Source organism: Diaphorobacter sp. LI3 (genome assembly GCF_022807955.1).
GTDB classification, from domain to species: Bacteria; Pseudomonadota; Gammaproteobacteria; order Burkholderiales; family Burkholderiaceae_C; genus Diaphorobacter; species Diaphorobacter nitroreducens.
In genome coordinates, this window is the sequence record NZ_CP094346.1 from 131001 (window position 1) to 150689 (window position 19689).

The 19689-nt window shown below is 68.6% G+C and carries 18 protein-coding genes; 13 read left to right on the top strand and 5 right to left on the bottom strand.

Annotation, left to right across the window (positions count from 1 at the left end; translation table 11 throughout):
* Positions 1-3: 3 nt before the first annotated feature.
* The 4 genes from MRB47_RS00605 (at position 4) to MRB47_RS00620 (ending at position 4197) form a co-directional block, all read left to right on the top strand.
* The gene (locus MRB47_RS00605) at positions 4-954 is read left to right on the top strand and encodes a Bug family tripartite tricarboxylate transporter substrate binding protein (protein ID WP_012655220.1); all 951 of its coding nucleotides are present in this window, start codon (positions 4-6) and stop codon (positions 952-954) included.
* A 46-nt stretch (positions 955-1000) separates the two neighbouring features.
* The gene (locus MRB47_RS00610) at positions 1001-2569 is read left to right on the top strand and encodes a class I adenylate-forming enzyme family protein (RefSeq protein ID WP_088887950.1); all 1569 of its coding nucleotides are present in this window, start codon (positions 1001-1003) and stop codon (positions 2567-2569) included.
* A 27-nt stretch (positions 2570-2596) separates the two neighbouring features.
* Entirely contained in the window at positions 2597-3592 is a 996-nt protein-coding gene (locus MRB47_RS00615) for a Bug family tripartite tricarboxylate transporter substrate binding protein (RefSeq protein WP_252101602.1), read from the top strand.
* A gap of 137 nt (positions 3593-3729) precedes the next feature.
* Entirely contained in the window at positions 3730-4197 is a 468-nt protein-coding gene (locus MRB47_RS00620; RefSeq protein ID WP_088887948.1) for a PaaI family thioesterase, read from the top strand.
* 16 nt (positions 4198-4213) lie between these two features.
* Here MRB47_RS00620 and MRB47_RS00625 read toward each other — a convergent pair whose 3' ends face one another.
* The 4 genes from MRB47_RS00625 to MRB47_RS00640 form a co-directional block, all read right to left on the bottom strand.
* The gene (locus tag MRB47_RS00625; protein ID WP_252101603.1) at positions 4214-5104 is read right to left on the bottom strand and encodes a Bug family tripartite tricarboxylate transporter substrate binding protein; all 891 of its coding nucleotides are present in this window, start codon (positions 5102-5104) and stop codon (positions 4214-4216) included.
* A gap of 362 nt (positions 5105-5466) precedes the next feature.
* Positions 5467-6453 carry a Bug family tripartite tricarboxylate transporter substrate binding protein gene (locus MRB47_RS00630; RefSeq protein ID WP_252101604.1) on the bottom strand — a complete coding sequence of 329 codons (987 nt, stop codon included), beginning with the start codon at positions 6451-6453 and terminating at the stop codon, positions 5467-5469.
* A gap of 45 nt (positions 6454-6498) precedes the next feature.
* Positions 6499-7653 (bottom strand): acyl-CoA dehydrogenase family protein, encoded by a 1155-nt coding sequence (locus MRB47_RS00635; protein WP_252101605.1) that lies wholly within the window; start codon positions 7651-7653, stop codon positions 6499-6501.
* A gap of 72 nt (positions 7654-7725) precedes the next feature.
* Positions 7726-9300 carry an AMP-binding protein gene (locus MRB47_RS00640; protein ID WP_252101606.1) on the bottom strand — a complete coding sequence of 525 codons (1575 nt, stop codon included), beginning with the start codon at positions 9298-9300 and terminating at the stop codon, positions 7726-7728.
* Between the two features lie 209 nt (positions 9301-9509).
* On the opposite strand from MRB47_RS00640, the gene MRB47_RS00645 reads away from it, so the two are divergent.
* From MRB47_RS00645 to MRB47_RS00680, 8 genes are all read left to right on the top strand, one after another.
* Positions 9510-10688 carry a thiolase family protein gene (locus tag MRB47_RS00645; RefSeq protein WP_123675367.1) on the top strand — a complete coding sequence of 393 codons (1179 nt, stop codon included), beginning with the start codon at positions 9510-9512 and terminating at the stop codon, positions 10686-10688.
* Between the two features lie 65 nt (positions 10689-10753).
* The gene (locus MRB47_RS00650) at positions 10754-11521 is read left to right on the top strand and encodes an SDR family NAD(P)-dependent oxidoreductase (protein ID WP_088887943.1); all 768 of its coding nucleotides are present in this window, start codon (positions 10754-10756) and stop codon (positions 11519-11521) included.
* Positions 11522-11719: 198 nt separating this feature from the next.
* Positions 11720-12484 (top strand): crotonase/enoyl-CoA hydratase family protein, encoded by a 765-nt coding sequence (locus MRB47_RS00655; RefSeq protein ID WP_252101607.1) that lies wholly within the window; start codon positions 11720-11722, stop codon positions 12482-12484.
* Between the two features lie 100 nt (positions 12485-12584).
* Entirely contained in the window at positions 12585-13583 is a 999-nt protein-coding gene (locus tag MRB47_RS00660; RefSeq protein WP_252101608.1) for a Bug family tripartite tricarboxylate transporter substrate binding protein, read from the top strand.
* Between the two features lie 12 nt (positions 13584-13595).
* Complete coding sequence (locus MRB47_RS00665) at positions 13596-14402, top strand: SDR family oxidoreductase (protein ID WP_252101609.1); 807 nt, start codon at positions 13596-13598, stop codon at positions 14400-14402.
* Entirely contained in the window at positions 14399-15193 is a 795-nt protein-coding gene (locus MRB47_RS00670) for an enoyl-CoA hydratase/isomerase family protein (protein WP_252101610.1), read from the top strand. Before MRB47_RS00665 ends, MRB47_RS00670 begins: the two co-directional genes overlap by 4 nt.
* 40 nt (positions 15194-15233) lie before the next feature.
* Positions 15234-16022, top strand: a complete 789-nt coding sequence (locus MRB47_RS00675; protein ID WP_088887938.1) for an IclR family transcriptional regulator — start codon at positions 15234-15236, stop codon at positions 16020-16022.
* A 37-nt stretch (positions 16023-16059) separates the two neighbouring features.
* The gene (locus MRB47_RS00680; protein ID WP_252101611.1) at positions 16060-17172 is read left to right on the top strand and encodes a CaiB/BaiF CoA transferase family protein; all 1113 of its coding nucleotides are present in this window, start codon (positions 16060-16062) and stop codon (positions 17170-17172) included.
* Between the two features lie 36 nt (positions 17173-17208).
* Here MRB47_RS00680 and MRB47_RS00685 read toward each other — a convergent pair whose 3' ends face one another.
* The gene (locus tag MRB47_RS00685; RefSeq protein ID WP_252101612.1) at positions 17209-18432 is read right to left on the bottom strand and encodes an MFS transporter; all 1224 of its coding nucleotides are present in this window, start codon (positions 18430-18432) and stop codon (positions 17209-17211) included.
* Between the two features lie 286 nt (positions 18433-18718).
* Here MRB47_RS00685 and MRB47_RS00690 point away from each other — a divergent pair, with 286 nt between their 5' ends.
* Positions 18719-19681, top strand: coding sequence for an IS110 family transposase (locus MRB47_RS00690; RefSeq protein WP_011804582.1), 963 nt, complete (start codon positions 18719-18721; stop codon positions 19679-19681).
* Positions 19682-19689: the final 8 nt, after the last annotated feature.

Below are 19689 nucleotides of genomic sequence, written 5' to 3' on the forward strand. Positions count from 1 at the left end.
GACATGCCCCTGCGCCGCCATCTGCTTGCCCTCTGCCTGACCGCCCTTCCGCTGGCCACCTGGGCTGCCTGGCCCGAGCGTCCCATCACCATCGTCGTGCCAGCCGCTGCGGGCGGCACCACCGACATCGCGGCGCGCGTGCTGGCCGAAAAGATGGCCAAGGACCTGGGCACTTCCATCGTCGTGGAGAACAAAGGTGGCGGCGGCGGCAGCATCGGCACTGCGCAGGTGGCGCGCGCCAAGCCCGACGGCTACACGCTGCTCATGGGCAACATCGGCCCGGTGGCGATCAACTTCAGCCTCTACAAGCAGCTCAGCTACAAGGAAAGCGACCTGCGCGGCATCACCAACGTGATCTCCGTGCCCAACATCCTCGTGGTCCATGCCGACTCCCCCGTGCGCAGTGCGCAGGAACTGGTCAGCCTGGCGAAGACGCGCCGCCTCAATGTGTCCACCTCGGGCGTGGGGCAGTCGCCCCACATGTCCTCGGAGATGTTCCGCCAGAAGTCCGGCATCGAAGTGACCCTGGTGCCTTATCCCGGCGCGGCGCCTGCCGTCACGGCGCTGCTGGGGCAGCAGGTGGATTTCATGATCGACAACCTGCCCAGCTCCATGCCGCACATCAAGGCCGGCAAGTTCCGCGCGCTGGCCATCACCAGCGCCGAGCGCTCGGCGCAACTGCCTGATGTGCCGACCATGGCCGAGGCCGGCGTGCCCATGCAGGTCACGGCCTGGTTCGGCCTGCTGGCGCCGACCGGCACGCCCGATGCGGTGGTCGAGCGCCTGCAGCAATCGGCGCGCAAGGCCATGCAAACGCCCGAGGTGCGCCAGCGCTTTGCCGAACTGGGCGGCGTGCCCGGTGGCGAGACGCCGGCCGAGTACGACGCCTTCATCGCCCAGGAACGCAAGAGCTGGGCACAGATCGTCAAGGCGGCGGGCCTGTCCCTCGAATAACCCGGGCGGAGCGCGCGCCCCCTCTTTTCACTGCTCTCCCGATTCCATGCATCCAGACATCGAACACCTGCTGGCCCAGCCCTTCGGCTCGCTGCCCGAACTGATTGAACGCCAGGCCGCGCACCGCCCTGGCCACACCGCCCTGGTCCTGGAGGGCCAGCGGCTGGACTACGCCGCGCTGCACGCCGGCATGGACCGCGTGGCGCGCAGCCTGCAGCGTGACGGCATGCAACCCGGCGATGTGGTGGCCATCTGCGCAGGCACCTCGGTCGAATATGTGCTGGCCTACCTGGGCGCTCTGCGCGCCGGCGTGGCCGTGGCGCCGCTGGCGCCCTCGGCCACGGCCGAGCACCTGAGCGCCATGCTGGACAACTGCGGCGCGCGCCTGGTGCTGCGCGACCGCGAGGTGGCCGCGCAATGGCCGCTGCATGCGGGCGCTGCGCTGCGTTGCGTGGCCCTGGACGATGCGCCCGAAGCGGGCGAGCCCTGGTCGCAATGGCTGGTCCAGGGCGACGGCGCACCGGCACCGATCACGCCCGCGCCCGACTGGCCGTTCAACGTGATCTATTCCTCGGGCACCACGGGCGTGCCCAAGGGCATCGTGCAGTCCTGGGCCATGCGCTGGGCGCATGTGCGGCGCGCAGTCACCAACGGCTACGGGCCTGATGCCGTCTCGCTGTGCGCCACGCCGCTGTATTCCAACACCACGCTGGTGGCGGCGCTGCCCACGCTGGCGCTGGGCGGCACGCTGGTGCTGATGCGCAAGTTCGATGCCACGCGCTATCTGGCGCTGGCCCAGCAGCACGGCGCCACCCACACCATGCTGGTGCCCGTGCAGTACCAGCGACTGATGGCCTGCCCGGATTTCGACCGCACGGACTTGAGCCGGCTGCAACACAAGTTCTGCACCAGCGCGCCCTTCAGTGCCGCGCTCAAGGCCGAGGTGCTGCGGCGCTGGCCGGGCCGGCTCATCGAGTACTACGGCATGACCGAAGGCGGCGTGCGCTGCGAGCTGCACTGCCATGACTTTCCGCACAAGCTGCACACCGTGGGCCGCCCAGGCGAGGGCGCCGACATCCGGTTCATCGACGAGCAGGGGCGCGAACTGCCTGCGGGCGAGCAGGGCGAGATCGTCGGCCGCTCGGCCGGGATGATGAGCGGCTACTACCGCCTGCCGGACAAGACGCGCGAGGCCGAGTGGTTCGATGCGGAAGGCCGGCGCTACATCCGCAGCGGCGACGTGGGCCGGCTGGACGCGGACGGCTTCATCGTGCTGGGCGACCGCAAGAAGGACATGATCATCACGGGCGGCTTCAACGTCTACCCGAGCGACATCGAGGCTGTGCTGTGCCAGCACCCGCAGGTGGCCGAGTGCGCCGTGGTCGGCGTGCCCTCCGAGCAGTGGGGCGAGACACCCGTGGCCTATGTGGTGGGGCGCTCGGGCTCACAGCCCACCGCAGAAGAATTGCGCGAATGGCTCAACACCCGCGTGGGCAAGACCCAGCGCGTGGCCGACCTGCGGCTGGTCGAACGCCTGCCGCGCAGCGAGATCGGCAAGGTGCTCAAGCGCACGCTGCGCGAGCAGTACCTGCAAGCGGCGCCCATCGCCGGCTGACTTTCCTCTCACCACCCGGAGACTGCCATGTCACTGCCTCGTCCCTCGCGGCTGCGCCGCGCCTTGCTCGCCAGCATGGCCCTGACCGCCAGCGCCCTGCTGGCGCCCGTTGCCTACGCCGCGGACGCCTGGCCCGCTAAGCCGATCCAGCTCGTGATTCCCTACCCGCCTGGTGGCAGCGCCGACTTGCTGGGGCGCCCCTTGGCGATGCAGTTGCAGCAGCAGCTGGGCCAGCCCGTGGTGCTGGAGTACAAACCCGGGGCGGGCGGCACGCTGGCCTCGCAGTATGTGGCGCGGGCCAAGCCCGATGGCTACACCGTGTTCATGGTGCTGGCCGCGCATGCCATCAACGACAGCCTTTATCCCAAGCTGCCCTACGACACGCGCAAGGACTTCGCCCCCGTGTCGCTGGTGGCCAACCTGCCCATGGTGGTGGCGGCCAGCGGCAAGCTGCCTGCAAAAAACATCCATGAGCTGATCCAGGCCGCCAAGGCGGCGCCGGGCAAGCTTACCTTTGGCTCGGCCGGCAACGGCAACACCGGGCACCTCGCGGCGGAATACTTCAGCAGCATCGCCGGGGTCAAGATGACGCACGTGCCCTACAAAGGCAGCGCCGGCGTGGTCAACGCCATGCTGGCGGGTGACATCGACCTCACGTTCGACAGCATCTCCACCTCCATGCCGCACATCCGCAGCGGGCGAATGCATGCGCTGGCCGTCACCAGCCCGCAGCGCTCGGCCCTGGCGCCCGAGGTGCCGACGGTGCAGGAGCAGGGCATGGCCGGCTTTGACGTGACCGGCTGGTATGCGCTGATCGCGCCAGCCGGCACGCCACCCGAGATCACCCAGCGCCTGAGCCGCGAGATCGCCGCCGCGCTGCGCCAGCCCCAGCTGCAATCCCAACTGGCCGCCGGCGGCTACGAGCCCGTGGGCTCCACCCCCGAGGCGCTGCAGGCGCACATCGAGCGCGAGATCACGCGCTGGGCCGCCGTGGTCAAGTCCACGGGGGCAAGAGTGGATTGACACCCCCTGAGCCGCTGCGCCGTTTCCCCCGCTCGCGGTTGCGCCAGCGCGGCGCGGCCGGCATAGGCCGCTTGCGCGGCCGCCCGTGCCTGGGCCCTGCCGTGCGGGTGCACCATGAACCACTGACAATCCCCTTCATGCAACAACCGTCTTCCATCACCGCCGACATTCCCCTGAGCCCCTTCGCCGGCGAAGCCCCCGACATGTTCTTTGGCCTGCCCATGGCCATGGCCCGCGCCATGGCGCTGCGCGGTGAGCGCATCGGCCACGACATGGCCCAGGTGCGCATGGGCTTCCAGGCGGACCAGGCCAACAGCCGTGGCGAGGTCCATGGCGGATCGATCGCTACGCTGCTGGACTGCACGCTGGCTGCGGCCGCGCGCGCGCACGACCCGGCTGCCTATGGCGTGGCCACCATCGACCTGACGCTGCATTACGTCGCCGCGGGCACGGGCGATCTGATTGCCACCGCGCGCTGCGAGCGGCGCGGCCGCTCCATCAGCTTCGTGCGCGGCGAAGTGCGCGCCGAGGACGGCACGCTGGTGGCCATGGCGACGGGCAGCTTCAAGCTGATCGCCCGCTCCACTGCATCCGCCAGCGCCTAGGCGCCAGCGGGGCTGCTCAGCTGGGTTGAACGCCTGCAGCTTGCAGCAGGCGGCCCCAGACAGGGGCTTCCTGGGCCCACAGGCGGGCGAACTTCTCGGGCGTGTCGTCGTCCACCGGTACGAAGCCGGCGGCGATGATGCGTGCCAGGCCCTCGCGGCTGGCCACGGCGTGGTTGGCGGCCTGGGCCCATTGCCGCGCCACGTCGGCCGGCATGGCTTTGGGGCCGGCAATCGCCAACCAACCCACAATCGACAGCGCATCCTGTGGGTAGCCGGCCTCGGTGAAGGTGGGCACCTCGGGTAGCAGCGGCACGCGACGCGGGCCGGTCACGGCCAGCGCGCGCAGCTTGCCCGCGTCGACGTGCGCCTTGAGCGACAGCAGGCTGCCCATGCCGATCTTGATCTGTCCGCCCAGCAGGTCCTGCACCATCGGCGCCTCACCTTTGTAGGCCACATGCGTCATGTCGGCGCCGGCCACCTCGCTGAGCGTGGTGCAGGCCAGTTGGCCGTGCGATCCGATGCCGTAGGAGCCATAGGTCAGCTTGCCCTTTTGGGAGCGGATCCAGGCCATGAAGTCCTGCAGGTTCTGCGCCGGCGTGTCGGCGGTGACCACCAGGGCGATCGGCGCCAGGCACACGCGCACCAGCGGGGTCAGCTCGGTCAGCGGGTCGTAGGGCGTTTTCTTGTACAGGTACTTGTTGGTCAGCATCGACGAGGTGGTGCCCAGCAGCGCCGTCATGCCGTCGGGCGGCGCCTTGGCGACCATCTCGCCGGCGATCAGGCCGGCCGCGCCGGGCTTGTTGTCCACCACCACCGACTGGCCAAAGCGCTGCGCCATGCGCTCGCCCAGTATGCGGGCGATCACGTCGGTGGCGCCGCCGGCGGCAAAGGGCACCACCACCCGCACGGGGCGGGTGGCGAAGCCGGTGGGCGCGGTCTGCGCCCGTGCGCCCAGCGGGCCTCCCGCCGTGGTTGCGGCGGCCAGGGCCAGCAGGTGGCGCCGGTTCCATCCAAGGGGTGGGCTTCGTGTTTCATCGCGCGTATCCTTTGCCTGTATGGCCTCTCAGTTATCCATAGCGCTACGCACCGCCCGCAGCCCATGCAACCGGCGCACCCCAAGCCAGGGCCGCCACCAAGCAAGGGCCTATGCCGGCCTAGGCCCGCGCCGCTCCGCCCCGCCCCGCAGCGAGGGCTGCGTCCCCTGCCCGCACGGCAGAAATGCGAGAGCGGGGGGCAGGCGCGAAGCGACTCGGGGGGCGTCGTTTCATCTCAGTCCATCGAGATCTTGGCGGCCTCGGCCACGGCCTTCCAGTGGGCAGCGTCCTTGTCGATCTGGGCCTTGAAGTCGTCGGGCAGGGACCCCACGGGGATCAGGCCCATCTCGGTCAGGCGCTTGTTCAGCTCGGGCGACTTGACGATGGAACTCACCTCGCTGCCCAGCTTGTCCACGATGGCCTTGGGCGTGGTGGCGGGTACGAACATGCCGAACCAGCCGTTGGCTTCCAGGCCGGGGTAGCCGGCCTCGGTCATGGTCGGCACCTGCGGCAGCGCCGGGTGGCGCTGGGCGCCCGTGACGGCCAGTACGTTGATCTTGTCCGAATGGATGTGCGGGTAGGCGGCCGTGGCGTCCACGAAGGCCAGCGACAGTTGCCCGCCCAGCATGGCCGCCATCTCGGGGCCCGAGCCCTGGTAGGGAATGTGCGTGATGTCGATGCCGGCCTTCTGCTTGAAGCGCTCGCCGTTCATGTGCGACGAGGTGGCGTTGCCGTAGCTGCCGAAGTTGAGCGTGCCGGGGGCTGCCTTGGCCTTGTCCACGAACTGCTGCAGCGTGGTCACGCCCGAGCTGCGCGGCACCATCAGCAGGTCGGCCGACTTGGCCACCTGCGACACCGGGGCCAGGTCGCTCAGCTTGTAGGGCACCTTCTTGTACAGGGCCGGGATCTGCACCACGGTGGTGATGCCCATGAGCACCGTATAGCCGTCGCCGGGCGCCTTGGCCACGGTGTCGTTGCCCAGGATGCCGCTGGCCCCGGGCTTGTTTTCCACCACCACGGCCTGGCCCAGGCGCTGGGACAGCTGCGTGCCGATCAGTCGGGCAATGATGTCCGTGCCGCCGCCGGCCGGATAGGGCACGATGACGCGGATGGGTTTGCTCGGGTAATGGTCCTGCGCCTGTGCGGCGCCCACGCCGCACGTGGCGGCCAGGGCGATCAGGGGCAGCCATTGGCCCAGGGTCTTGCGCCGGGTGAATGCCATGGGTGTTGTCTCCTTGGGTTTTATGTAGAAAGGGAATGGCTCGTGCTACAGCGTGCGGGCGATGATTTCCTTCATGATCTCGTCGCTGCCGCCGTAGATGCGGCCGATGCGGGCATCGGTCCAGGCGCGGCCCACCTGGTATTCGGTCATGTAGCCATAGCCGCCGTGCAGTTGCAGGAACTCGTCGAGCAGCTTGTTCTGCAGCGCCGTGGCGTTGAGCTTGACCATGGCGGCGCGCTCGGGCGTTAGCTTGCGCTGCATGTGCAGCTTCATGCATTCGTCGACAAAGGTGCGCAGCATGGTGGCCTGCGCCTTGGCCTCGGCCAGCTTGAAGCGCGTGTTCTGGAACTCGAACACGGTCTGGCCGAAGGCCTTGCGCTCGCGCGTGTAGTCGATGGTCTTTTGCAGGAAGGACTCGATGCAGCGGGCCGCGCGCACCGCCACCACCAGGCGCTCCTGGGCCAGCTCCTGCATCAGGTACTTGAAGCCCATGTTCTCCTCGCCCAGGAGGTTGCCTACGGGCACCTTCACGTTGTCAAAGAACAGCTCGGAGGTGTCCTGCCCCATCAGGCCGATCTTTTCCAGCTTGCGGCCCTTGCTGAAACCCGGCGTGCCGTCTTCCACCACGATCAGCGACACGCCCTTGGCGCCCAGGTCGGGCGCGGTCTTGCAGACCACGATCACGATCTCGGAATTGATGCCGTTGGTGATGAAGGTCTTGGCACCGTTGATGAGGTAGTGGTCGCCTTCGCTGCTCTTGACCAGTTTGGCGGTGGTGCGCACGGACTTCAGGTCGCTGCCCGCGCCGGGCTCGGTCATGGCAATGGCGCCGATCATTTCGCCGGCGGCCATCTTGGGCAGCCAGCGGTCGTGCTGCTCCTGGTTGCCGTAGGCGTAGATGTAGGGCGCCACGATGTCCGAGTGCAGCGGAAAGCCCAGCGCCGTGGCGTTGGTGCGGCCTACCTCCTCGATCAACACGGCCGCATGGCCGAAGTCACCGCCGCTGCCGTAGGGCTCGGGCAGCATGGTGTTGAGCAGCCCTTCGCGACCGGCCTTGCGCCACACTTCCTTGGGCACGATGCCGTTGCGCTCCCAGTCGGCCAGGTGCGGCACGATTTCCTTGTCGAAGAAGTGGCGCACGGCGTCACGGAACTGTTCATGGTCTTCACGGAAAACGGTGCGCTGGATCAGGTCTTGCATGGTCGGTGTCTCAGGGTCTAAATGTCAAAATGGGCTTTGGCGCTTATCTAGTAGGCGCTAGTAGCTATGGTTTCAGGAGTCTCGCAGGGCAAAACCCGCCTGCGGCTCGTCACGAAAGCGCTCCTTCAGCTTGCGGCGCAGCAGCTTGCCGGTCTCCAGGCGCGGCAGCGCATCGACGAACACCACGCGCTGGGGCAGCTTCATGCGCGCCAGCACCTCGGCCGCCTGGGCGGCAATGGCGTGGGCCGTGTCCAGCGAGGCCTGCGCGCCGTGGCGCAGCACCACGGCCGCCAGGGGCTGCTCGCCGAAGTCGGGGTGGGGTACGCCCACCACGGCCACCTCGTACACGTCGGGGTGGCGCATCAGGGCGTTCTCGATCTCCTGCGGGTACAGGTTGACGCCCCCCGAGAGGATCAGGTCCGCGCGCCGGTCGCTTAAGTAAAGGTAGCCCTCGGCATCCACATGGCCGATGTCGCCATAGGTGATCCAGCCACGCTCGTTGATGGCCTGGCGCGTCTTCTCCTCGTCGTTGAGGTAGCTGAACTGTCCGCCGCCCGAGAAGTACACCTGTCCGATCTCGCCCGCGGGCAACTCCTGCCCGTCGTCGCCCACGATGTGCAGCCGGCCCGTGGTGGGGCGGCCCACCGAGCCGGGGCGCCGGCGCCACTCGGCCGAGTTGATCATCGTCGTGCCGCAGCCCTCGGAGCCCGCGTAGTACTCCATCAGGATGTCGCCCCACCAGTCGAGCATGGCGTGCTTCACATCCACGGGGCAGGGCGCGGCGGCGTGGATGGCCACGCGGTGGCTGGACAGGTCGTAGCGCCGACGCACGGCCTCGGGCAGCTTGAGCATGCGGCCGAACATGGTGGGCACCCACTGGCTGTGGGTGACGCGGTAGCGCTCGATGAGGGCCAGGGCGGTCTCGGCGTCAAAGCGCTCCATGATCACGGCCTGCCCGCCCAGCTCCAGCACGCGCAGCGTGTAGCGCAGCGGCGCGGCGTGGTACAGCGGCGCGGGCGAGAGGTACACGGTGTCTTCGCCCATGCCCATGATGCGCGCCGTGCCCAGTGCTTCGGGGTCGGTCTGGCCGCGCAGGTGGGCGGGCCACAGGGGCTTGAGCACGCCCTTGGGCCGGCCCGTGGTGCCCGAGGAATACAGCAGATCGCGCCCCAGCGGTCGGTCGGCGAAGTCCGCAGGCGCCCCCTGCAGGGCGTCGAGCGCGGCCTGTAGCGATGGGGCCTGCACTGACGCGGCTTGCGCAGGGGCCTCGTCCACCGTCCAGCTGGGCAAGGGATGGTGGGCCTGCAACTCGGCCAGCTGGGGCAGGGTCTTGGCGGACGCCACCACCAGCCGCGCGCCACAGTCCTGCACGATGTAGGCCACCTCGGCCGGTGTCAGGTGTGTGCTGAGCACGGCGGCATACAGACCGGCCTGCCGGGCCGCCAGCGCCAGCGCCAGGATCTCGACGCGGTTTTCCAGCACCACCGCGAAGCGCTCGCCCGCCTGCAGGCCCTGGGTGTGGAGCCACTGCGCCATCGCCAGGGCACGTTGCGCCACTTCGCCGGCGTTGAAGCGCGCGCCTGTCTCGGCCATGACCAGTACCACCCGGTCGGGAGCTGCCGCCGCGCGGCCAAAGAAGTCCTGCATACCTATCACCCGTTGCTCCTCGGTGCGCCGCCATGGGGACTGGAGTCACCCAAAAATGCGAAATGCATGTCTCACAAAAATGTTGTGTGAGACGATTTTTTCAGGCGTACAGACCAAAACACATCGGGTAAACACGGTCTTCAGCACATTCAAACCGGCTGAAAATCATTTTTAATGGATCATTTGTCTCATAAACACATGGAGTCAGCATGAATATTCCCGTCATCGTCGATGCCATCCGCAGCCCCATGGCCCGGGCCAAGCCCGATGGCGCACTGGCCGAGGTGCATCCTGTGGACCTGCTCTCGCAGGTGCTGGAGCAACTGGTCGCCCGTAACCAGTTGGATCCCGGCACGGTGGACGACGTGATCTGCGGCTGCGTGAGCCAAGCCGGCGAGCAGGCGGGCACGCCCGGGCGCCTGGCCTGGCTGGCCGCGGGCCTGCCTGCGCACGTGCCCTCCACCACCATCGACCGCAAGTGCGGCTCCAGCCAGCAGGCCGTGCACTTCGCGGCGCAGGCCATCATGGCGGGCACGCAGGACATCGTGATCGCCTGCGGCGTGGAGTCGATGAGCCGCGTGCCCATGGGCAGCTCGCGCATGGGCAAGAACACCACCGGCCCGCGCTTTGACGCCCGCTACGCCCCCGGCCTGGTGGGGCAGGGTGTCTCGGCCGACCTGGTGGCCGCCCAATGGGGCCTGGACCGTACCGCGCTGGACACCTATGCCGCGCGCTCGCACCAGCGTGCCCACGCGGCGCAGTCCAGCGGAGGCTTTGCGCGCGAGATCGTGGGCATCGACACCCCCGCCGGCCGCGTGACGGCAGACGAGACCATCCGCGCCGGCACCACGGTGGAAAAGCTCGCCGGCCTGAAGGCCGTGTTCGAGAACGCGGAGCTGTCCGCGCGGTTCCCGCAGATCCAGTGGGCCACCACGGCCGGCAACGCCTCGCAGATGACCGACGGCGCCAGCGCCATGCTCATCATGAGCGAGCAGCGTGCCCAGCAGCTGGGCCTGCGTCCCCGTGCGCGTTTCGTGGCCTTCGACGTGGTGGGCGACGACCCGCTGTACATGCTCACCGCGCCCATCCCGGCCACGCAGCGCGTGCTGGCCAAGGCCAAGATGAAGCTGGACGACATCCACCACTACGAGATCAACGAGGCCTTCGCCTCCGTGCCCCTGGCCTGGCAGAAGGAGCTGAAGGCCGACGGTGAGCGCCTGAACCCGCGCGGCGGTGCCATTGCCCTGGGCCACCCGCTGGGCGCCTCGGGCCTGCGCCTGATGACCACCATGCTGCACGCGCTGGAAGACAGCGGCCAGCGCTACGGCCTGCAGTCCATGTGCGAGGCCGGCGGCATGGCCAACGCCACCATCATCGAACGTCTGTAACTATTGATTTGATAGCTGCTGGCGCTTGATGGACGGGCGCTGGAAGCCAAAATGAGGAAAGAAGCATGAAGCTGCAACAAGGAATGACCGCCCTCGTCACGGGCGGGGTCTCGGGCCTGGGCGAGGCCTCGGCCATCGCGCTGCTGGAGCGTGGTTTGAACGTGGTGGCCGTGGACCTGAACGACGAGCGCGGCCAGGCCATGGAACAGCAATACGCCGGCCGCCTGCGCTATGTGAAGGCCGACGTGTCCGACGAAGGCCAGATGCAGCAGGCCATCGCCGCGGCCGAGGCCTTCGGCAACTTCCGCGCGCTGGTGCACTGCGCGGGCATCGGCGGCCCGGTGCGCCTGATCGAAAAGGACGGCAGCCCCGGCTCGCTGGAGAAGTACATCAACATCATCCGCGTGAACCAGATCGGCACCTTCAACACGCTGCGCCTGGCGGCCGTTGCCATGGCGAAGAACGAGCCCATCGACGGCGAGCGCGGCGTGTGCGTGCTCACCGCCTCGGTGGCGGGTTACGAGGGGCAGATCGGCCAGATTCCCTATGCGTCGTCCAAGGCGGGCGTGATCGGCATGACCATCGTGGCCGCGCGCGACCTGGCGTCCAAGTTCATCCGCGTGTGCACCATTGCCCCCGGTCTGTTTGACACGCCCATCCTGGCCAAGCTGCCCGAGGCCGTGCGCCAGTCGCTGGGCGCATCGGTGCCCAACCCCGCGCGCCTGGGCCACCCCAGCGAGTACGCGATGACGGCGCTGCACATCCTCGAGAACCCCATGCTCAACGGCGAAACCATCCGCCTGGATGGGGCCATCCGCATGGCGCCTAGGTGATCAGGACACCCCCCTGAGCGGCTGCGCCGCTTCCCCCCGCTCTCGCTTCGCTGCGCTACGCGGGCAGGGGGACGCAGCCCTCGCTGCGGGGCGGCGCGGCCGGCCCAGGCCCTTGCTCGGCTGCCCGGGCCTCAGGTCGCGCCGGTTGCATGCAGTGTGGGCCATGCAGCGCGATCAAGAACTGAAAGGAATTTTTTAATGACATCCACGGTATGGGTCGAAGTGCGCGGCAACGTGCAGATCATGACGCTGAGCAACCCCGAGGCACGCAATGCCGCCACGCTGGAGATGGCCGAAGCCATGGTGGCCGCGCTCGATGCGCTGGACAGCAACCCGGCGCTGCAGGTGGGCATCGTCACCGGCGCGGGTGGCACCTTCTGTGCGGGCATGGACTTGAAGGGCTTTCTGCAGGGCAAGCGCCCGAGCATCGCCGGGCGGGGGTTTTGTGGCCTCACGCAAAAGCCGCCGCGCAAACCGCTGATCGCCGCCGTCGAGGGCTACGCGCTGGCCGGTGGCTTCGAGCTGGTGCTGGCCTGCGACCTGATCGTCGCCGCCAAGACGGCCCAATTCGGCCTTCCCGAGGTCAAGCGCGGCTTGGCCGCCGCGGCCGGCGGGCTGCTGCGCCTGCCCAGGCGCCTGCCTTACCACGTGGCCATGGAAGCCATCCTCACGGGCGAGATGTTCAGCGCCGAGCGCGCGCACGCCCATGGCTTGGTCAACCGCTTGGTCGAGACCGGCCAAGCGCTGGACGCCGCCCTGGAGCTGGCCCAGGCCGTGGCCGCCAACGGGCCGCTGGCCCTGATCGCCAGCAAGCGCGTGGCGCAGGAGTCGGCCGACTGGTCGCAGGCCGAGATGTTCGAGCGCCAGGCCGCCATCACCGCGCCGGTATTCGCCTCGCAGGACGCGCGCGAGGGCGCTGCGGCCTTTGCCGAGAAGCGCGCGCCGGTCTGGAAGGGCGCTTGAAGGAAAAAGAGGCGTTGACGCCCTTCCATCCAGCGCTGATAGCTATTTAATTCATAGCAAAAGCGGCCGCAGTGCCGCAAGGACCCCAGGAGACACCACCATGCCATTCCCTCACCGCCGCCACGCGCTGCGCCTGGCGGGCGCCAGCGCCCTGCTGGGCCTGGCCGCCCTGACGGCGTCGCAGCCCGCGCGGGCCGACGCCGCCTGGCCCACACGCCCCATCACCTTCGTCGTGCCCAGCGCGGCCGGCGGCACCACCGACACGCCTGTGCGCTTCATGGCACACAAACTCAGCGAGCGGCTGGGCCAGCCCATCGTGGTGGACAACAAGCCCGGCGCGGGCGGCTCGCTGGGCGGCAGCCTTGTGGCGCGCGCGCCGGCCGACGGTTACACCGTGCTGGTGGGCAACACTGGCTCCAACGCCATCAACTACACCGCCTATCAGAAGCTCCCCTACAAGGCGGAGGACTTCGTGGCGCTGACCGACATGATCTCGTTCGCCAACGTGCTGGTCGTGCCGGTGAAATCGCCCATCAAGAGCCTGAAGGAGCTTGTCACCACGGCCAAGCGCGAGCCGGGCAAGCTGGCCTTTTCGTCCGCGGGTGTGGGCCAGACCACGCACCTGATGGGCGAGCTGCTGCGCCAGAGCGCGGGGGTGGACGTGGTGCACGTGCCGTACAAGGGCTCCGCACCCGCCACCATGGCCATCGTGGCTGGCGAGACGCAGTTCATGTTCGACAACCTCACGGGGTCGCTGGGCCATGTGAAGGATGGCAAGCTGCGTGCGCTGGCCGTGACCGGCGCCACGCGCGAGCCCGAGCTGCCCGACGTGCCCACCATGACCGAACTGGGCATGAAGGACTTCGACAAGGTGGGCTGGATGGGCTTCTTCGTGCCCGCCAAGACGCCGCCGGCCGTCGTGAAGAAGCTCACCGACAACCTCATCGCCGTGCTGCAGGACCCGGCCGTGGTCCAACGCTACCGCGAGCTGGGCGGCCGCCCCGGCGGCATGCCGCCCGAGCAGTTCTCGCAGATGGTGGAGCGCGACCGGCAGGACTGGGGCGCGCTGATCCGCAGCCAGAAGCTGCAGCTGGACTGAAAGGAGGGCGCCATGGCTGAGTCCTCCTCCTTCGCAGGCCGCCACGTCTTCGTGGCCGGCGGCACCAGCGGCATCAACCTCGGCATCGCCCAGGCGTTTGCACGCGCGGGCGCCCACGTGGTGGTCATGAGCCGCTCGCCCGACAAGGTGCAGCAGGCGGCCGAAGGCCTGCGCGCGCTGGGTGCGCAGGCGCTGGGCATCAGCGCCGACGTGCGCGACCCCGCTGCGGTGGACGCCGCGTTGCGCCAGGCGCATGCGCAGTTCGGTGACATCGACGCGCTGATCTCCGGCGCAGCGGGCAACTTCATCGCGCCCGCGGCCGACCTGTCGCCCAACGGCTTCAAGACCGTGATCGACATCGACCTGAACGGCAGCTTCCACGTGCTGCGCCTGGCGTACCCGATGCTCAAGAAACCGGGCGCCAGCGTCATCAACATCTCGGCGCCGCAGGGCGTGAACCCCACCATGTACCAGGTGCACGCCTGCGCCGCCAAGGCCGGCATCGACATGATGACGCGCGTTCTGGCCATGGAGTGGGGCGAGGTGGGTGTGCGCGTGAACGCCATCGCGCCCGGCCCGATCGGTGACACCGAGGGCATGCGGCGCCTGGCGCCCACGCCCGAGGCGCTGGCGAATGCCCTAGCCACCGTGCCGCTGCAGCGCATGGGCACGCTCGATGACATTGCGAACATGGCGCTGTTCCTCTCGTCGCCGCAGGCGGGCTACGTGACGGGCGCCGTCATCCCGGTGGACGGCGGATCGTCGCTACGCGGCGGGCGCGACATGCGCGCGTCGTACGTGCCGCGGAGCGCGGCATGAGCCAGGTATACGAGCGCATCGTTTTCGAGGTGCAGGACGGCGTGGCCACGCTGACCCTGAGCAACCCCGCCAAGCGCAACGCCTTCGACCCCGCCATGCGCGGGGAGATGGCCGCGGTGGTGCGCCAGGTGCAGGCCGACCCGGCCATCCGCGCGCTGGTGCTGACGGGCGCGGGCGCGCATTTCTGCTCGGGCGGCGACCTCTCCAACATCGCCGCCAGCGGGCTGGACAACGGCGGCTGGCGCCAGCGCCTGACCAGCCTGCACGACTGGCTCAAGGACCTGATGCTGCTGGACAAGCCGGTGATTGCTGCCGTCGATGGCGCGGCCTATGGCGCGGGTTTCAGCCTGGCGCTGGCGGCGGACTTCATCATCGCCAGCACCCGCGCGCGCTTTGCCATGTCGTTCATCCGCGTGGGCGTGGTGCCGGACTGCGCGGCGTTCTACACCCTGCCGCGCGTGGTAGGCGTGCAGCGTGCGCGAGAGCTCATGCTATCGGGCCGTGAGGTGCCGGCCGACGAGGCGCTGCGCCTGGGCATTGCCACCGAGCTGGTAGAGCCCGATGCGCTGCAGGTCCGCGCACAGGCGATTGCGCGCAGCTTCGTGGGCGCATCGCCCGTGGCGCTGAGCCTGATCAAGCGCTCGCTCGCGCTGGCCGTGAGCGACCTGCCGTCGTTGCTGGAGCAGGAGGCCAACGCCCAAGCCCTGGCCATGGGCACGCCCGAGCACCGCGAGGCCGTGCGCTGCTTCCTGGAGAAAAGGCCGATGCCCTTCCAGTGGCCGCAGACCTGACTTTGAAACAGGTGAAAATCTCAAGCTTTTTGAGGTCAATGTGAACGTGAACGCAGATCCGGACGGCAAACTGGTCAGCGCCCTGGTGCGTGGCGTTTCCATATTGCGGTGCTTCTCCAGCAAGTGCCAGGAACTCAGCGCCAAGGAGCTGATGGACCTGACCGGCCTGCCCAAGCCCACGCTGTTTCGCCTGACGGACACGCTGTGCGAGCTGGGCCTGCTGCGCTATTCGGAGCGGCTGTCCAAGTACGTGCCGGGCCTGGGCCTGCTGCAGTTGTCCTCGCCCGTGCTCACGCGCATGGCCCTGCGCCAGTTCGCCCGGCCGCACATGCAGGCGCTAGCCGACCTGACCGAGGGGCAGGTGCAGCTGGCCGTGGGCCACAAGCGCCGGCTGTGCATGGTGGAGCTGGCCAACGGCATGGGAAACACCGTGTTCCGCCAGGAAATCGGCGTGCCCATCTCGCTGTCGCGCACGGCCACGGGCCGCGCCTATCTGCTGGGCATGGCCGAGGATGAGCGCAAGGCCTACCTGCAGGACCTGCAGCGCAACGACCCGCAGCGCGCCGCGTGGCTGGAGCAGCGCCTGACGGACGCGCGCGACGACTTTGCGCGCCACGGTTTTTGCCGCAGCCACGGCGACCTGCACCGCGAGATCGAATCCATCGCCGTGCCCATGTCGCAGCCGCAGGACGGGGAACTCTGGGTGTTCGCGGTTTCGGTGCCGGTGTTCAGCCCCATGTACGCCCGGCTGGAGACAGACCTGGGCCCGCGCCTGCGCACGCTGGTGCGCTCGGTGGAGAGCGTGCTCGGCGCCTCGGGCCTGACCTGACGGCCCCCTCATTAAGCAAACAACCCAAGGAGATGACGTGAAGGTACTGGACAGCGTGCGTGTGCTGGAGATCGGCGGCTTGGGGCCCGGCCCCTTTTGTGCCATGCACTTGGCCGACTTGGGCGCGGACGTGATCTCCGTGGTGCGCGAGACCAAGGACAAGGCCGTGACCGGCTCGCTGCTCAATCGCGGCAAGCGCTCGGTGTTTGCCGACCTCAAGACCGAGGAGGGTCGCCAGCTGGTGCTGGCCCTGGTGGCCGAAGCCGATGCCCTCATCGAGGGCATGCGCCCTGGCGTGATGGAGCGCCAGGGTCTTGGCCCCGAGGAGTGCCTGGCGGTCAACCCGCGCCTGGTGTACGGGCGCATGACGGGCTGGGGCCAGAGCGGACCGTTGGCACCGCGTGCGGGGCACGACACGAACTATGCCGCCGTCAGCGGCGCGCTGTGGGGCTGCAGTCCGGCGGACGCGCGGCCCGTCTCGCCTTTCGCCGTGCTCGGCGACATCGGCGGCGGTGCCATGTACCTGATGACGGGGCTGCTGTCGGGCATCGTGCAGGCGCGCGCCACGGGCCGCGGCACGGTGGTGGACGCAGCCATCGTGGACGGCTCGGCCCATATGCTGAACCTGATGCTGAGTGCGCGCCAGAGCGGCCTGGTGGCCGATGTGCGCGGCCAGAGCATCCACGACAGCGCGCCCTTCTACGACACCTATGTCTGCGCCGACGGCCATTACGTCACCGTGGGCGCTATCGAGCCGCAGTTCTACACCCTGCTGCTGCAGGTGCTGGGGCTGGCCGAGGACCCCGATTTCACCGGGTCGCAATGGGACAAGGCCGCCTGGCCGGTGCGCCGCGCGCGGCTGGCCGCGCTGTTCCTGGCGCAGCCGCGTGCGCACTGGCAGGCGCTGCTGGAGCCCACCGACGCCTGTTTTGGCGTCGTGCTCAGCCCCGTCGAGGCGGCGCAGCACCCGCACATGCGTGCGCGGGGTGTGTATTCCGAACGCCAGGGGGTGCTACAGGCGGCACCCGCGCCCCGCTTTGATGGTGCAGCCTACGAGCCGGGCGAGGCCTGCGCGCCCGGCGCGCATACGCAGTCGGTCATGGAAGGCCTGGGCCAGTCCGGCGCGCGGGCCGTGTGGCGCCAGCGCTGAGCGCGTTGCGCGGGGCAGTCTCCCGCGCGGCCCTGGTTACCGTTGCTGGAGCAGCGCGGACGCTGGCAGCAGCCTGAAGGCCAGCGAAGCCAGCGCCAGCCAGGCGGCGATGCACAGCAACACCGCGCGGTAGGGCTCCAGCCCGGCGCTGGTGGCCCAGGCGGCCACGGCGCCGGTCAGCGATTGCATCAGCGCCACCCCCAGAAACATGGCCATGGTGTAGAGCGACAGGGCGCGCCCCGTCTGTTCGTTGGGGTAGGACGAGCGCACGTCGGCATATTGCAAGATGCTGTAGCCTGACAGCAGCCCCATCGCGATCATCAGCGCCACCGTGGCGTGGGCGTTGTTGACCCAGGCCATGATGGCGAACAGGCCGGCCATCGACAGCGAAGCGCGGCCCACCCAGGTGCGGCGCCGGGCGGGGCCCGGGTCCATGCGGCCGAAAGCGGCGGGGGTGAACAGCGCAATCAGCGACAACACCAGCGCCACGTTGCCACTGTCCACCAGCGAAAAACCGTAGCGGTCGATCAGCAGAGGCCCCAGCCACAGGCCGCGCAGCGACAAAAAGGCCGCATAGCACGACATGCCGAGGATCACGATGCCCCAGGTGTGTGGCACGGTAAAGAGCCGTCCCATGCCCGTCAGCGCCTCCCCCCAGCTGCTGGCTGGACGGTGTGCGGTATCGGCACGTGCCGGTTCATGCACCAGCGCATAAATCAACAGCCACGACAGCAGGCTCAGGCCTGCCAGCAGGCCAAAGCCGGCACGCCAGCCCCAGTGCTGCACCACCCAGGCCAGCGGTGTGCCGGTGAACAGCAACCCCAGCCCGCCCAGGCCCATGCTCAGGCCCGAGAAAAAGGCAAACCGGTCGGCCGCGAAATAGCGCGCAATGAACAGCGTGCAGGCCACGAAGGCGGGTGAATAGCCCACCCCGATCAGCACCTGACCGACCATCAGCCAGCCATAGCTGGGCGCCAGCGCAGACAGGGCCGCACCAGCGATGCCCAGGGGCGCAGCCACCAGCACCGTGCGGCGCAGGCCGTAGCGGTCCAGTGCGATGCCCATCAGCAGTTGCGCAATGCCGAACGACAAACCAAACAGTCCGGCAAACGCCCCCAACGAGGAAGCCTGCAGGCCGAAATCTGCCTGCAGGCCCTGGGCCACGATGGCGGTGGTGGTGCGGTAAGCCTGGCTCAGCGCAAAGCCCGACAGCAGCGTGAGCAGCATGACCCACAGCGGTTGTGTACGGAAGAGTCTCATCAAGGGAGGAATGACGGTAGGGGCACGCCGGTGATTGTGCCGGCGCGCGGCAGAGCTGCGGGCACGAAACCGGAGCGGGCGCTTGTATCTTTAAACCAGACCAGCGCGGTAGAGTCTGAACGCCGTTGAGGCGGCCAGACCGGCCCGTGCAGTTTGGTAGGCGCTGGGGTGATAGAGCCCGTGACTGAGTACAGAACGCATGGCCGCCGCGCTGGTCTTCGTGAAGCCCGAACGGTTACGCGCGCCTTGATTGAGCGCGCATGCACAAGCAAGGGATCTGAAGATCATGTCTGTTACCTCAGTGACGGTGGGCATCGACGTGGCCAAGGCGCACGTGGATGTCTGTGTGCTGGGTGCCAAGAGCAGCGCCCAGCGGTTTGACAACGATGCCGAAGGCCACTCGGCGCTGGCGGCTGCCCTGCAGCCCCTGGACGTGGGTCTGGTGGTGATGGAGGCCACCGGCGGCTACGAGGCCGCGTTAGCGTGTGCCCTGCAGGCCACAGGCCTGCCCGTGGCGGTCATCAACCCGCGCCAGGCGCGCGACTTCGCCAAATCCATGGGACGCCTGGCCAAGACCGACGCGGTGGATGCGCGCACGCTGGCCGAGCTGGCAGCGGTGCTGCTGCGCCGCGACGATCTGCAGCGCTTCTTGCGCCCCCTGGCCGATGAGCGCCAGCAGTGGCTCGCGGCCCTGGTCACGCGCAGGCGCCAGTTGCTGACCATGCTCCATTCGGAGCGCCAACGGCTGCAGATCACGCCCAAGAAGCTGCACGCCAGCATCGAGGCCATCGAGGCGGCGATCAAGGCGCAGCTCGATGAGATCGAAGAGCAGATGGTCACGCATGTGCGCGAGCACTTTGGGGAGCTCGACACGCTGCTGCAGTCGGCTGCGGGAGTCGGCCCGGTGGCCAGTGCCACGATGATTGCCGAGCTGCCAGAGCTGGGCCGGCTGAACCGGCGCGAGATCGCTGCATTGGTGGGCGTGGCGCCCATGGCCAATGACTCCGGCGGCAGCAAGGGCAGGCGGCGCGTACAAGGCGGGCGCTTCGAGATCCGCCGCGTGCTGTACATGGCAACGCTCACGGCCACCCGCTACAACCCGGCCATCAAGGCCTTCTACGAGCGTCTGAAGGCCGCTGGCAAGTTGCCCAAGGTCGCCCTGGTCGCTTGCATGCGCAAGTTGCTCACCACGCTCAACGCCATGGTGCGCACTGGAAAACCTTGGGACAAGTCGCTTCATTGCGCTTGACTTCGAAG

Bases quoted from the DNA above. Each gene is read 5' to 3' on its own strand.
- MRB47_RS00605 (WP_012655220.1), top strand. From the start codon at position 4: ATGCCCCTGCGCCGCCATCTGCTTGCCCTCTGCCTGACCGCCCTTCCG.
- MRB47_RS00610 (WP_088887950.1), top strand. From the start codon at position 1,001: ATGCATCCAGACATCGAACACCTGCTGGCCCAGCCCTTCGGCTCGCTG.
- MRB47_RS00615 (WP_252101602.1), top strand. From the start codon at position 2,597: ATGTCACTGCCTCGTCCCTCGCGGCTGCGCCGCGCCTTGCTCGCCAGC.
- MRB47_RS00620 (WP_088887948.1), top strand. From the start codon at position 3,730: ATGCAACAACCGTCTTCCATCACCGCCGACATTCCCCTGAGCCCCTTC.
- MRB47_RS00630 (WP_252101604.1), bottom strand. From the start codon at position 6,453: ATGGCATTCACCCGGCGCAAGACCCTGGGCCAATGGCTGCCCCTGATC.
- MRB47_RS00635 (WP_252101605.1), bottom strand. From the start codon at position 7,653: ATGCAAGACCTGATCCAGCGCACCGTTTTCCGTGAAGACCATGAACAG.
- MRB47_RS00640 (WP_252101606.1), bottom strand. From the start codon at position 9,300: ATGCAGGACTTCTTTGGCCGCGCGGCGGCAGCTCCCGACCGGGTGGTA.
- MRB47_RS00645 (WP_123675367.1), top strand. From the start codon at position 9,510: ATGAATATTCCCGTCATCGTCGATGCCATCCGCAGCCCCATGGCCCGG.
- MRB47_RS00650 (WP_088887943.1), top strand. From the start codon at position 10,754: ATGAAGCTGCAACAAGGAATGACCGCCCTCGTCACGGGCGGGGTCTCG.
- MRB47_RS00655 (WP_252101607.1), top strand. From the start codon at position 11,720: ATGACATCCACGGTATGGGTCGAAGTGCGCGGCAACGTGCAGATCATG.
- MRB47_RS00660 (WP_252101608.1), top strand. From the start codon at position 12,585: ATGCCATTCCCTCACCGCCGCCACGCGCTGCGCCTGGCGGGCGCCAGC.
- MRB47_RS00665 (WP_252101609.1), top strand. From the start codon at position 13,596: ATGGCTGAGTCCTCCTCCTTCGCAGGCCGCCACGTCTTCGTGGCCGGC.
- MRB47_RS00670 (WP_252101610.1), top strand. From the start codon at position 14,399: ATGAGCCAGGTATACGAGCGCATCGTTTTCGAGGTGCAGGACGGCGTG.
- MRB47_RS00685 (WP_252101612.1), bottom strand. From the start codon at position 18,432: ATGAGACTCTTCCGTACACAACCGCTGTGGGTCATGCTGCTCACGCTG.
- MRB47_RS00690 (WP_011804582.1), top strand. From the start codon at position 18,719: ATGTCTGTTACCTCAGTGACGGTGGGCATCGACGTGGCCAAGGCGCAC.